10 protein-coding genes, 2 pseudogenes and 1 riboswitch are annotated in these 12,718 nt (G+C 65.8%); of the genes and pseudogenes, 3 read left to right on the plus strand and 9 right to left on the minus strand.

All coding sequences use genetic code 11. The features are described 5' to 3' along the window. Positions 1–193, plus strand: a pseudogene (locus JOZ00_RS19255) (DUF1298 domain-containing protein); the annotation flags it as partial. Here JOZ00_RS19255 and JOZ00_RS19260 read toward each other — a convergent pair. The 3 genes from JOZ00_RS19260 to JOZ00_RS19270 form a co-directional block, all read right to left on the minus strand. After that, a complete protein-coding gene (locus tag JOZ00_RS19260; protein WP_293346434.1) occupies positions 194–808 on the minus strand; it encodes a MarR family transcriptional regulator in 615 nt (204 codons plus the stop codon). It lies immediately after the preceding pseudogene. Further along, positions 805–2,457 carry a pyruvate, phosphate dikinase gene (locus JOZ00_RS19265; RefSeq protein WP_293346617.1) on the minus strand — a complete coding sequence of 551 codons (1,653 nt, stop codon included), beginning with the start codon at positions 2,455–2,457 and terminating at the stop codon, positions 805–807. The genes JOZ00_RS19260 and JOZ00_RS19265 overlap by 4 nt, the downstream gene beginning before the upstream one ends. 66 nt (positions 2,458–2,523) lie before the next feature. Then, complete coding sequence (locus JOZ00_RS19270; protein ID WP_293346437.1) at positions 2,524–3,240, minus strand: histidine phosphatase family protein; 717 nt, start codon at positions 3,238–3,240, stop codon at positions 2,524–2,526. An 87-nt stretch (positions 3,241–3,327) separates the two neighbouring features. Between JOZ00_RS19270 and JOZ00_RS19275 the strand changes: the two genes are divergently transcribed. Continuing rightward, positions 3,328–3,840, plus strand: a complete 513-nt coding sequence (locus JOZ00_RS19275) for a DoxX family protein (RefSeq protein WP_293346440.1) — start codon at positions 3,328–3,330, stop codon at positions 3,838–3,840. A 50-nt stretch (positions 3,841–3,890) separates the two neighbouring features. Here the strand turns inward: JOZ00_RS19275 and JOZ00_RS19280 are convergent. The 3 genes and pseudogenes from JOZ00_RS19280 to JOZ00_RS19290 form a co-directional block, all read right to left on the minus strand. Beyond that, positions 3,891–4,691, minus strand: a pseudogene (locus JOZ00_RS19280) (13E12 repeat family protein); the annotation flags it as partial. A 65-nt stretch (positions 4,692–4,756) separates the two neighbouring features. Then, on the minus strand, positions 4,757–6,121 hold the full coding sequence (locus JOZ00_RS19285) for an FAD-dependent oxidoreductase (protein ID WP_293346443.1): 1,365 nt from the start codon (positions 6,119–6,121) through the stop codon (positions 4,757–4,759). A 155-nt stretch (positions 6,122–6,276) separates the two neighbouring features. Continuing rightward, the gene (locus tag JOZ00_RS19290; protein WP_293346446.1) at positions 6,277–6,507 is read right to left on the minus strand and encodes a hypothetical protein; all 231 of its coding nucleotides are present in this window, start codon (positions 6,505–6,507) and stop codon (positions 6,277–6,279) included. Positions 6,508–6,631: 124 nt separating this feature from the next. Here JOZ00_RS19290 and JOZ00_RS19295 point away from each other — a divergent pair, with 124 nt between their 5' ends. Continuing rightward, positions 6,632–8,434: a DUF3556 domain-containing protein gene (locus JOZ00_RS19295; RefSeq protein WP_293346449.1), complete on the plus strand. Its 1,803-nt coding sequence runs from the start codon at positions 6,632–6,634 to the stop codon at positions 8,432–8,434. Here JOZ00_RS19295 and metE read toward each other — a convergent pair. The 3 genes from metE to JOZ00_RS19310 all read right to left on the minus strand — a co-directional run bounded on the left by metE (position 8,431) and on the right by JOZ00_RS19310 (position 12,632). Further along, positions 8,431–10,701 (minus strand): 5-methyltetrahydropteroyltriglutamate--homocysteine S-methyltransferase, encoded by a 2,271-nt coding sequence (metE, locus tag JOZ00_RS19300; RefSeq protein WP_293346452.1) that lies wholly within the window; start codon positions 10,699–10,701, stop codon positions 8,431–8,433. The two genes, JOZ00_RS19295 and metE, sit on opposite strands and share 4 nt — an antisense overlap. 146 nt (positions 10,702–10,847) lie before the next feature. After that, a riboswitch (cobalamin riboswitch) is annotated at positions 10,848–11,047 on the minus strand. A 57-nt stretch (positions 11,048–11,104) separates the two neighbouring features. Beyond that, positions 11,105–11,746: an SDR family oxidoreductase gene (locus tag JOZ00_RS19305; RefSeq protein WP_293346455.1), complete on the minus strand. Its 642-nt coding sequence runs from the start codon at positions 11,744–11,746 to the stop codon at positions 11,105–11,107. A gap of 43 nt (positions 11,747–11,789) precedes the next feature. Continuing rightward, entirely contained in the window at positions 11,790–12,632 is an 843-nt protein-coding gene (locus tag JOZ00_RS19310) for an SDR family oxidoreductase (protein ID WP_293346458.1), read from the minus strand. Positions 12,633–12,718 lie beyond the last annotated feature (86 nt).

Below are 12,718 nucleotides of genomic sequence, written 5' to 3' on the forward strand. Positions count from 1 at the left end.
TTTGAACTTCGGTGGTGCCCCGGTGCTTCTGACGGCCGGATACCCGGCGTTGTCGCCGGCAATGGGCCTCGCCCACGGGGTGCATGGCATCGGCGACACCATCGCGATCAGCGTGCATGCGGCGGAGTCGGCATTCGGCAACCAGGGTGTCGGCATCGATGGGTATCTTCGGCTGCTCGACGCGGCGCTGTAACTACTGCGCGTCTCCGGATCTGGCCGCTTCTTCGCGCGTGAGGCCGACGGCGTTGATGAGCTCTTCGTGCAGCTCGAACCACACCGTGTGGTAGGAGTCGATCAGCGGCCGGGTCAGCCAGGCGGTATCTCCGGCCTTCACTTTGTCAAGCGCCGCAGACAGTTTCGTAGCGTAGCCGCTCAACCGGGGAAGCTGCGCCGCAGCCTTTTCGATGATGGGCGCCACGCTGGCGTGCACGTCGCCGAGGCGCGCCAGTACCGCGGCGTCGTATTCGGCGTCATCGTGGGTGTTGGGAGTACCGTTCGGGCCGCCCTTGAGCTGCCAATCGGTGACCAGGGACTTGAATTCGGCGTTTACGGCACGAAAATCCTGGTAGGCGGCGGTCATTGCGGCCGGGTCGATGCCCGCCCGCTCCTCGGCGAGCAACTCCTGCAGTGCGGCCCGACCGCTGTTGCTGATCTGCACCGTCGCACCGGTGGCCAGCAGGCCCGCCGCGCTCAGCTGCTCGACGATCGCGGTGATGTCGCCGATTTCGGAACCCAACGTCGCGGCGAGGTCGGCGGGACGGACCCGGCCCTTCAGCCGGACCGCTTGCAGCACAGCCAGTTCGGTCATGATGCGGCCTGCCTTTGCAGGCGAAGCGCGGTCAGCATCGCGATCAGCGGGACGGGGGAAACGACATCGGTATGTCCGCTCTCCAACGCCGCGCGCACCGCGGCGGCAGAGGTGTTCTGGAGCCGCGGGTACTTGCCGCCGGCGTGTGCACGCAGGGGGCTGATCCGGCGGGCGATGTCGGCCAGCTCACGCAGTTCCGGCGTGTCATTTTCCGACCATGCCGACAAGCTCAAGTTGCCTTCGCGCACTTCACCTTCGGTGCCATCGACGGTGACCTGCTTGCCGGCCAGCAATTTGGTGATGCCTTGACCGCAGCCCACCACGGCTACCCGGCCCAGCTCTCGGCTGAGTACCGCCGCATGGCTGGCGGCCCCGCCGACCTCGGTGACGATCCCCTGCGCGGCCAGCATGCCCGAAACGTCTTCGGGCCTGGTGTGATCGCGGACCAGGATGACCGCCTCGCCCCGTTCGGCCGCGAGCAGCGCCTCGTCGACATCGGTGTATGCCTTACCCGATGCCACGCCCGGACAAGCCGGTAGTCCCCTCGCTAAAAGCGGTGCCGCCAAACGTATTTCCGGCTGTAGGGCGGGAAGTAGCAGTGCCTCGACGTGTGCCGGGGTCACCCGTCGCAGGGTCTCGGAATCGTCGATGAGTCCCTCATGCCGAAGCTGCAGCGCCAACCGCACGGCCGCCTGTGCCGAACGCTCGGCCGATCGCGCCTGCAACAGCCAGAGCTTGCCGTCTTCGACGGTGAACTCGATCTCCTGGATGTCAGACTCAAGCCGCTCCAAGGTTCGGGCGGCCCCCATCAGTTCGTCGTAGACGGACGGCTGCTCGTCGCGCAGGGCCGTGATCGGTTCCACGTCAAGCGATCCCGACACCACGTCGTCGCCCTGGCCGCCGGGCAGCCATTCGCCGAACGGCTCGTCGTCGCCCGTTATTGGATTACGCGAAAAGAACGCTCCGGCACCCGAATTGGGACCGTGATTGCCGAACGCCATCGCCTGTACCACCACTGCGGTGCCGTGAAGGTCGTCCATGCCGTAGTGCTCGCGATAGGCCACCGCGCGCGGTGAATTCCACGAGGCGAACACCGCCTCGATGCAAGCACGCAGTTGCACGTAAGGGTCGTCGGGCACGACCGCCTCGTCACCGCCACCCACGATGCGCCCGTACATCCGCGCGAATCGGCGGTAGGTGTCGCGGGCGAAGGCCGGGTCGCCGGTGTCGGCAGCCAGAGCCTGCTCGACCGCGTCGTTCATCCCGACGTTCAGCACCGTGTCCATCATGCCCGGCATCGACTGTGTCGCTCCCGAGCGAACGCTCACGAGCAGGGGACGGGGGCCACGCCCGAACGTGCGCGCGACTTCGGTTTCCAGCCAACTCATCCGGTCGAGGACGTCGGTCCAGATCGAATCCATCGTCGCCGCGGGGTCGGCGAGATAACGCAGGCCCACCTCGGTGGTGATGCAGAATGCGGGCGGCACCGGCAGCTTGTACCGGTGCATCGCATCGACGCCGTGGCCCTTGTTACCCACAAGCTTTCGTGGGTGGCTCGCGCTGCCGTCCAGCAACACCACGGATTGTTCGGTACGGGCCGTGGTGCACCCCCTTTGGTAAAGCCGCTCGTCTGACGCTTTAAGGCCGATGTCGGAACGCCCGCTATGTTCCCACACGAATCAGCAGCCTCAGCCGCTCGGAGCCTTTGCTGCCCGTCAGCACGGCGGCGGGTCGGCGTCCCATTCCGTCAATGTCCACCCATCGGTTGGGCTTCCCCTCACCACGACGTGGCCGACGTTGGGCAGCGGCTTATTGGTCAACAGCGACTGGTCGGGGTTGTGTACGTTCATCAAGACCCACACCATGATCGCCGCGGCATGCGAGAACGCGACCGGATTCACCTCACCGGTGTCGTAGATGTGCTGGACGGCGTCGTTGAACCGCGACTCGAATTCGTTGCCGTCGATGGAACCCGGAATGCGTGCGCTTCGATCGCCCTGCAGCCACTGCATCGGAGCGGCGAATAAAGCCCTCGCGTTGGCCTCGGGTTGCCCTTCGTATTGGCCGGCCTCGATCTCCCGCAGCCCGGGCAGCACATCGACGGTCTCGCTCAACGCCTGTGCTGTCGGCGTGGCCGTTTCTTGAGTGCGGACCATGTTGGAGGCGTAGACGCCGTCATAGTGGTTGGCGCTCAATTGCCCGGCCTGAGTCGTCGCCTGACACCACCCCTTCGGGGTGAGGTCGGGACCGGGAACCGACGTATCGATCAAGCCCGAAGCGTTGCCCTGAGACTCGGCGTGCCGCACCAGGGTCAGCGTGATGGTGTGCGGGCCGGCAGCTCGGGCAATCCCGCAGCCCGCGGCCGACGTCAGGACGAAAAGGGCGGCAATCAAAAACCGCACGGCTGAGATCGCTCGCCGATTCACGGGCAAGAGTCTAGATGCCAGGTAGCGACCCGGCATCGGCTTGGCTTGGCGGCTCCTGTTATCCGCTTAACCGCATGATCTAGGTTTGCACGTATGACTCCCTACGACGTTGGGTTACTGATCCTGCGGCTGGCGTTGGGCGTGACGTTGGCCGCGCACGGCTACAACAAATTCTTCGGCGGCGGTCGCATCCCCGGCACCGCACGGTGGTTCGAAAGCATCGGCATGAAGCCGGGTAAGTTTCACGCCACCGTCGCTGCGACCACGGAAATGGCCGCCGGCCTGGGTCTGGCCGCCGGGCTGCTGACGCCGATACCGGCGGCCGGTTTCGTGTCGCTGATGCTGGTCGCGGCCTGGACGGTGCATCGCCACAACGGCTTTTTCATCGTCAAGGAAGGCTGGGAATACAACCTGGTCCTGGCCGTCGCCGCCGTGGCCGTCGCCACGCTGGGCCCGGGCAAGCTCAGCCTGGACCACGTCATCTTCGGCGACAAGCTCTGGTTCCCGGGTTGGCATGGTCTGCTGATCTCGGTCGTCCTCGGTCTGGCCGGTGCCATCGGCCAGCTGGCGATCTTCTACCGGCCGCCCGCCAAGCAAGCCAGCTAGCCGGGTAGCTGCGGCTCGTCGTCTTCCGCCAGCAGCCTCTCGGGGTGGTGGCCGTCGTGGCCGCGTTGGCCGGGGCTGCGCGCGTCGCGCTCGATGGCTTCTTCGGGGGCGGAGCCGTCGACGGTGGGGTTGAGGTCGTCGGGATTGCACATGCCGGGGGAGGCCAGCTTGGCGAACACGGCCTCGAGGGTGGCGCGGGCTTCCGGGGTCAGCCAGCCGGTCAGTCGCGACATGCCGTCGGCTTGCTGATTGCCGAGTACCAGGCTGCGAGCCCGCACCCTGTCCTCGTCGGTGAAGTTGCCGTCGGGGTTGAGGCAGTCCATCGGGCGGCGGGCCAGTTTCGCGAGTTGCTCGGGGTGAAACTGGGCGGCCTTCGACGCGAGCTGCCGTTCGGCCTGCTCGCGTGTCTCGATGTCGACGAAGTCGGGGAGCTGGTGAAAGAACCGTCGAATCACCGCCACGTGGTCGACGCCGATCGCCCCATCGCGCTGCGCCGCCGCGGTGGCGGGCGACAGCGGCGTCAGGGGCTCGCCGGTCAGCGCGCGTCGCGGGCCCAGGTCGGCGGCGTCGGCGATCCTGACACTCGCCTCAGCGCGCGTGATATGCAACCGGTCGGCCAACGCGTGTGGGAGCTTTCCGCCCAGCTCGCCGGGGTCGGACTGCCCGGCGAGCTGATTGATCAACTGGTGTCCGGGAACTTGTAGCCGGCGCGTCTCGTGTTCGAGCACCTCCAGCAGTCGCAACCGCTCCGGGTTGGTCAGCGAGTCGTACGGGTGCCCGACGAATCGAGACACCGCCGCACGCAACGCCTCGACATCCTCGCGAACCTCCGCACGATCGATCGAACCCATGTTCGAATGCTACTGCGACCCTCCGACAAGGAGACGTTGAAACCATAGTGGCACAAGTGATTTGATCAGCCGACCGCAGCGGTCTCGGCTGCCGTCACCTCGGCCGCGGCGCGCTCGCCGGAACGGATCGCGCCGTCGATCCAGCCGCACATGACGGCCGAGCTCTCGGTCCCCGCCCAGTGGATGCGGCCGCAGGGCTCGCGCAGGGTGTAGCCGAATTCGGTGAGCACCCCGGTCGGGGCGTGGCCGATCATCCCGCCACCGGAATACCGCTCGACGGTCCAGTTCTGTTCGTGGTACTCGGCGGGCGTCCTCGCCTGATCGCCGAACCGGTCGACCAGCTCGGCGATGATCGCCGACTTCCGTTCGTCCGCGGTGAGCCTGCCCAGCCGGCGCGCCGCGGGTCCCTCCGTGATGACGCACATGATCCCGGGGTCGCCGGTATCCGTGCACGCGTCGATGGTCAGGGTGGCGGGGGAGCCCGGCGCGGCCGATTGACCGGACAATCCGTCGGCACGCCAAAACGGCGCGTCATAGACGATCGAGATCTTGATGACGGCGCCGCTCGGCATGCGCTGGTGCAGGAACTCCCGATCGATCGGCAGCATCGGCTCGTAGACGATCGACGTCGCGATCGCCAGCGGGATCGCGACAATGACCCGGCGCGCACGGACCGTCAGATCGGCCGCGCTGATCGTCACGCCGTCGTCGTCCTGGGTGATCTGCCGGACAGGTTGCGAAAGATGCAGCGCGTCGCCCAATTCGGCCACCATCGGGCGGTGCAGTGCGCCCATCCCGCCGACCGGGCGGGCGTCTTGGGAGCCACCCTTGCCCGAAATCGCGAATGTGAGTCCGCCGGCAGACGCCGTCTGCAGCAGCCCCCACAGCAAGGACGTCTCCGAGGCCGCCGAGGTGTAGAGGCCGGCAAAAGCCATGTCGAGCATTTCGGCGGCCTCTTTGGACATGGTGTTCTTGTGGATCCATTCCCCGATGCTGATTCGGTCCCACTCCTGGGCCTTCTTCGCCTCCCAAGGCGCTTCGCGCGGAATCGATTTGCACATCTTCTCGATCGAGGCCAAACCGATCCCGAGGTTGGCGACCGCCCACGGGCTCACCGTCCAGGGAATGGTGCCGCCGTAGCGGTGCTTCTTGCCGCCGACGATCATCATCGCGTCGCCGTCGTTGTGTTGCTTGTACTCCGGCACGCCGAATTCCTGCATCAGCGCATAGATCCGGTCCTGACCCGGTCCGATCCACGCGCCGCCGCGGTCGATCCACGTCCCGTCCGGGCGGGTTTGCGTGAACGTCCGGCCGCCGACCCGGTCGCGCGCCTCCAGCAAGGCCACCGAGCGACCCGCCTGTTTCAATCGCATGGCGGCCGTCAAGCCCGCGAATCCCGCGCCGACCACGCAAAAATCGACCTCAGACACGACCGGCTCCTCACCTAGTGCCACCCCAGCAGCAAAGTACTCCCGCGACGGGTCGAGAAGTGGCGAGTTAGCAGAGATTTCCGCTCGATTTCTGGTGTGCGGAATGCACCGAAGATCGTTATCAGTGAAATCTGTTGCGAGACTTGGGAATCAGGTCAATTGGCGGGCGACGGTCCGCCGTACTGCCAGACCAAAGTGTGATCGCCTGTCATCGTGGGGTTGCACCACATCGTCCTGCCGTTGGTGTCGTCGGTGGTTGCATGCAACACCGTGCACCCATCGCCGGGTGTGGGTGCGTCAGCCCTGGCAGTAGCGGCCTCGGGAGCAAAAGCGATCGATGAGGCAACGGCAATCGCTGCCGCGATCAGAAACCGAAATCTGCTCATGGTGAATATCCCCTCAGGCGCGCGCCGCCTCGATTTCACGGTATCTGTCAGGGAACTCGCAGGCAAAGGATATTTAGCCTGAACTTAAGCCCGCTCGCTTATAACGCGTTCTAGTCTGTGCAACATGGGATTTTTGCAGCCCGAGCTGCCGCAGATCGACATGGACGAGTGGAATAAGGGCACTCGCAGCGAAAAGATCCGGCCGATGGCCAAGCACTGGGCCGAGGTCGGCTTCGGTACGCCGGTTGCGCTGCACCTCTTCTATGTCGTGAAGATCCTGCTTTACATTCTGGGCGCGTGGTTGTTCGCGTTGACTACCAAGGGCGTCAACGGATTTACGGGCGTCGGGTCGTGGTGGTCGGAGCCGATCGTGTTCGAGAAGGTCGTGCTCTACACGATGCTCTTCGAGGTGGTCGGCCTGGGATGTGGCTTCGGGCCGCTGAACAACCGGTTTTTTCCGCCGATGGGCTCGATCCTGTACTGGATGCAGTTCGGCACGATTCGGTTGCCACCGTGGCCGAATCGGGTGCCGCTGACCAAGGGCACCAAGCGCACCCCGACCGATGTCTTGCTGTACGCGCTGCTGCTTTTCGTGACGCTCGGGGCGCTGATCTCGGATGGTGACGGCCCGATACCCGAGTTGGGCACCAAAATCGGGCTGTTGCCGGGGTGGAAGATCGCGCTGGTTCTGATACTCCTGGCCATACTCGGGCTGCGCGACAAGGTGATCTTCCTGGCCGCCCGTGGCGAGGTGTACGCCACGATGGCGGTGACCTTCCTCTTCGGCGGGGTCGACATGATCGTCGCGTCCAAGGTCGTCTTCCTGGTCATCTGGGTGGGCGCGGCGACATCGAAGCTCAACAAGCACTTCCCGTTCGTGATTTCCACGATGATGTCCAACAATCCACTGGTCCGGCCCAGGTCGCTGAAACGCCGCTTCTTCGAGAAGTTTCCGGACGATCTGCGGCCCGGGCGGCTGTCGCGGTGGCTGGCGCACCTGAGCACCGCCATCGAGATGCTGGTGCCGCTGCCGCTGTTCTTCTGCCACGGCGGCTGGCCGACCACGGTGGCCGCCGTCGTGATGGTGTGCTTCCACCTTGGAATCCTCGTCTCGATCCCCATGGGCGTTCCGCTCGAGTGGAACGTCTTCATGATCTTCGGGGTCTTGTCGCTGTTCGTCGCGCACGCCCGTTTGGGGTTGGGCGATCTGAGACATCCGGTGGTGGTGGCGATCCTGTTCGTCGTCATGGCCGGAATCGTGTTGATAGGCAACATGTTTCCACGCAAGGTCTCATTCCTGCCGGGGATGCGTTACTACGCCGGAAACTGGGACACCACGCTGTGGTGCGTCAAACCGTCGGCCAGCGACAAGATCTCACGCGGAATCGTGGCGATCGCCAGCATGCCGCAGGCCCAGCTAGAGCGGTTCTATGGCAGCCCGGAGGCGGCGCAGATCCCGATCTACATGGGATATGCGTTCCGCGGGTTCAACACTCACGGCAGGGCGCTGTTCACGCTGGCGCACCGCGCCATGGCGGGTCAGAACGAGGACGACTACGTCATCACCGACGGTGAGCGAATCTGCAGCACCGCCATCGGCTGGAACTTCGGCGACGGCCACATGCACAACGAGCAGCTGATCGCCGCGATGCAGGAGCGATGCCATTTCGCGCCCGGCGAGGTGCGAGTGGTCCTGCTCGACGCGCAGCCGATCCACAAGCAAACGCAGGCATATCGTTTGGTGGATGCGGCGACCGGCGAGTTCGAGCACGGCATCGTCAAGGTCGCGGACATGGTGACCCGCCAGCCCTGGGCCGACGATGTGCCGGTCCAGGTGCTGACGGAGTCAACGGAGTCAACGGACTCAACCGAAGAGGTGGCTCAAGAGCCGGCCAACGAGCCGGCTCAAGAGCCCGAGGCCACTTAGGCCCCCGCGCGCACCTCCCGCGCCGCGGCGACCATGTTCTTCAGCGACGCGGTCACCTCGTCGGTCTTGCGGGTCTTGAGTCCGCAGTCGGGGTTAACCCACAACCGGTCCGGCGGAACGGCTTTGAGCGCCGCTCGCAGTGACGTGGCCATCTCGTCGGCGGTGGGCACCCGCGGCGAGTGGATGTCGTAGACACCCGGCCCGACGCTGTTGGAGAAGCCGATCGAGTTGAGGTCGTCCAGCACCTCCATGTGCGAACGGGCCGCCTCGATCGATGTGACGTCGGCGTCCAGGTCGGCGATGGCACCGATCACCTCACCGAATTCCGAGTAGCACAAGTGGGTGTGGATCTGGGTCGAGTCGGCGACGCCGGCGGTGGCAAGCCGGAAGGACCCGACGGCCCACTTCAGGTACTCCTCCTGATCGGCACGACGCAGCGGCAGCAGCTCGCGCAGCGCGGGCTCGTCGACCTGGATGACCGCGATCCCGGCATCCTGCAGATCCACGGTCTCGTCGCGAATCGCCAGCGCCACCTGGTTGGCGGTGTCGGCCAGCGGCTGGTCGTCGCGGACGAACGACCACGCCAGGATCGTGACCGGGCCGGTCAGCATGCCCTTGACCGGCTTGTCGGTCAGCGACTGCGCGTACTTGGCCCACTCCACCGTCATCGGCTGCTGCCGGATGACGTCGCCGTAGAGCACCGGCGGACGCACGCAACGGCTGCCGTAGGACTGCACCCAGCCGTTCTTGGTGGCGAAGAAACCGTCCAGCTGTTCGGCGAAGTACTGCACCATGTCGTTGCGCTCCGGCTCGCCGTGCACCAGCACGTCCAGACCGAGTTGCTCCTGCAGCTTGATGACGTCGAGAATTTCCTGCTTCATCCGGCGGTCGTACTCGGCTTCGTCGATCTCACCGGCGACCAGTGCGGCACGGGCCTTGCGGATCTCGACGGTCTGCGGGAACGAGCCGATCGTCGTGGTCGGCAGCGGCGGCAGGTGCAGTCGGTCGTCCTGGCTGGCGCGTCGCGCGGCCGGTTCACCGCGGTGCGTTCCGGACTTGACGATCTCGGCGATACGGGCCCGGACCTGGTCGTTGTGCAGCCGCGGGTCCTTCTTGCGGGAGGCGACGGCGGCGTTGGACGCCTCGATGTCCTTCTCGACCGCCTCGCGGCCCTCGTGCAGTGCCCGAGACAGCGTCACCACCTCGGCGACTTTCTCCTGACCGAACGCGAGCCAGCTGCGCAGTGCATCATCCAGGCCCGTCTCGGGCTCGAGCGAATATGGCACGTGCAGGGTGGAGCAAGACGTCGAGACCGCGACGTTGGCGGCCGAACCCAGCAGCGACGTCAGCTTGCTGAGCGCCGCTTGCAGGTCGGTGCGCCAGATGTTGCGTCCGTCGACGACACCCGCGACCAGGATCTTACCGGCGAGTTCGGGCACTGCGGCGATCGCGGTGTTAGCGCCGTACACCAGGTCGACACCGATCGCCTCGACGGGGGTGCGGGCGAGCGCGGCCAGCGAGGCTCCGGGGTCGCCGAAGTAGGTGGCGACGTAGATGGCCGGCCGGTTGCTCACTTTGCCCAGCGCGTTGTAGACCGCCTCGGCCAGTGCCGGCGCGTCGGGGGAGATGTCAGTCACCAGCGCCGGTTCGTCGAGCTGCACCCACTGCGCGCCGTTGTCGGCGAGCAGCGATAGCAGTTCGGAGTAGATCGGCACCAGCTCCTGCAGCCGCTCGATCGGCGCACCGCCACCGTCGACGCCCTTGCTCAGCAGCAGGAAGGTGACCGGTCCGATGACGACCGGGCGAGCGGGAATGCCAAGACCTCGAGCCTCTTTCAGCTCGGAGAGCACCTTGTCCGGGTTGAGGGCGAACTTCGTCGCGGGCCCGATCTCGGGAACGATGTAGTGGTAGTTGGTGTCGAACCACTTGGTCATCTCCAGCGGCGCGACGTCGGAGTTGCCGCGCGCGGCGGCGAAGTAGCGGTCCAGGTCGTCAGCGACCTGCGTGGCACGAGCCGGCAGCGCGCCCAGCATGACCGCGGTGTCGAGCACCTGGTCGTAGTAAGAGAAGGTGTTCACCGGCACCGAGTCCAGGCCGGCATCCGACAGACTCTTCCAGGTATCGCGGCGCAGGGTGGCGGCGACGTTTTCCAGATCGGCACGGCTGGTACGGCCTGCCCAGTAGCCCTCGGTCGCGCGCTTGAGTTCCCGCTTCGGGCCGATGCGCGGAGAGCCGACAACGGTTGCGGTAAAAGCTTTGGGGGTCACGATATTTCTTCGTCCTTCATTCGGCGTGGTGGTCACCGCCGGCGGACGTGCAGCCGATCCGGACGCGGTTTGCACCCACTAGGTACTCAAACCGCAACGGCTGCAGCCTAACGCCCATTCCACGAGGCGATGAGCCGCCGGGCGCGGGTGCGCCCGGCACAGCTGGCAGGTCTTCGGACTCGCAGGCGCACACCGGTTGGTGTTCCTAGTGGCCGTCGCTTCCCAGTCCCAGTTCTTTTGGACCAGTGCTTGTGACGGCGGTCGTTCCTGCATACCGCTGCGGGACAGTCCCGGATTCTCACCGGGTTCCCTCTTACGAAGCCTGACTAACGTGCTTCGCTCGATGCCGGCGCCGCGAGTTCGCGACGACGACAGACCAGTTGCGTAGCGCAGCCTACTACGGTCAGCTCGCCAGGGCTTCGGCGATGGGAGTATCGCCATTGTTGAACTCGATGGTCCGGCCGATCGTCGAGTCGTCCGCCAGTGCGGCGGCGGCCACGAGGGCGACGTCGGCGCGCGATACCTGCCCCTTTGCCTCACCGATCGCGATCCGCCCGGTCGGTTCATCGAGGGTGAGCCGACCCGGCCCCAACACGGTCCACTTCAGGTCGCTGTCCCGTAGGTGGGTGTCCGCGGCAGCCTTGGCCTCGGCGTAGGCGAAGAACGGATCATCTTGCGGCACACCGTGGTCGGGTCCCGCGCCGAAGTACGACACCATCACGAAGCGCTTGACGCCCGCCTGCGCGGCGGCGTCGATCACCCGGATCGCGGCGTCCCGGTCCACGGCATAGGTCCGCGCCGGGTTGCCGCCGCCCGCGCCGGCCGAGAAGACGACCGCGTCGTGCCCGGCCAGCAGCGGAACCAGCGCGTCGGTGTCCAGCTGTTCGATGTCGGCGACGACCGGTTTGGCACCGGTGGCCGCGACGTCGTCGGAGTGGTCGGGGTTGCGGAAGACCGAGCTGACCTCATCGCCGCGTTCGGTCAGGATGCGGGCCAGCTGCCGGGCGACCTTGCCGTGGCCGCCGACGATGATGATCCGTGCCATGCCCCCGACGTTACTGACGTGAGGGTTCGTTGGGGGCGACCCGCTAAAGCTTTACCTTGCCCATGATGATGTCGATGATCATCTTGCCGGGCGCATAGGCGCCGGTCATCGAGGCCATGGTGTGGCCGGAGTCCACCAGTAGCGTGATGCCGCTGACGCCACAGGCCGCTTCGCTGTTGAGGAAAGCCATCACGTCGCCCATCTGCTCGGGCGTGTGCACCTTGCAGCCGGTTTCGTCCCGGTAGTCCTGGGCGAAAGACAGCCACAGGTCCGCGTTCGCCTGGGCCAGCGGGGTGTCGGTCGGCCCGGGGCAGATCGCGTTGATCCGAATCCCCTTCTTCGCCAGGGGATAGCCCTGGGTGGCCACGTAGGTGTTGATCACCTTCTTGCTGGTGCCGTAGTGGTTGATGCCCTCGGCCTCATGCGCCTCGCACCACGCCTGGGCCGCCGCGAAGTCCGGCGTGGCCAGGAAGTCCAGCATCAGGTCCAGGTCGTTCTCCCAGCCCATGCCGGCGACCGACGAGATGAAGCAGATCGCCGAGCCGTTCGGCAGCTGGTTCTTTTCCAGCAGGCGGTCGATGAGGTGGCGGTGGCCGATGAAGTTGATCTTCATCAGGTCGATCGTCCCGTCGGCCACCCCGGCAGCGGAGAACACGGCGTGGATCGGGCCCTCGATCTGCTCGAGGGCGGCATCGATCGAGGAGGGGTCTCGCAGGTCGACCTGGATTGACTGGGCCACCTTGTAGTCCACCGGCGCGTAGTCCATCACGATCACTTCGGCGCCGAGCTCGCCGGCCGACTTGGCAGCCGCCGCGCCCATGCCGGTCGCACCGCCTACGACGAGTGCGCGCTTGCCGTCGTAGCGCAACCGATCGACAATGCTCATGGAAATCCCCTTCTCGGTGACTGACAATCCGATTCTTCTATTTGCACAACTGTATGGGTAACAGTTATTTGGTTCAATACCGGGGG

The organism is Mycobacterium sp. (assembly GCF_019243155.1).
Classification (GTDB): domain Bacteria; phylum Actinomycetota; class Actinomycetes; order Mycobacteriales; family Mycobacteriaceae; genus Mycobacterium.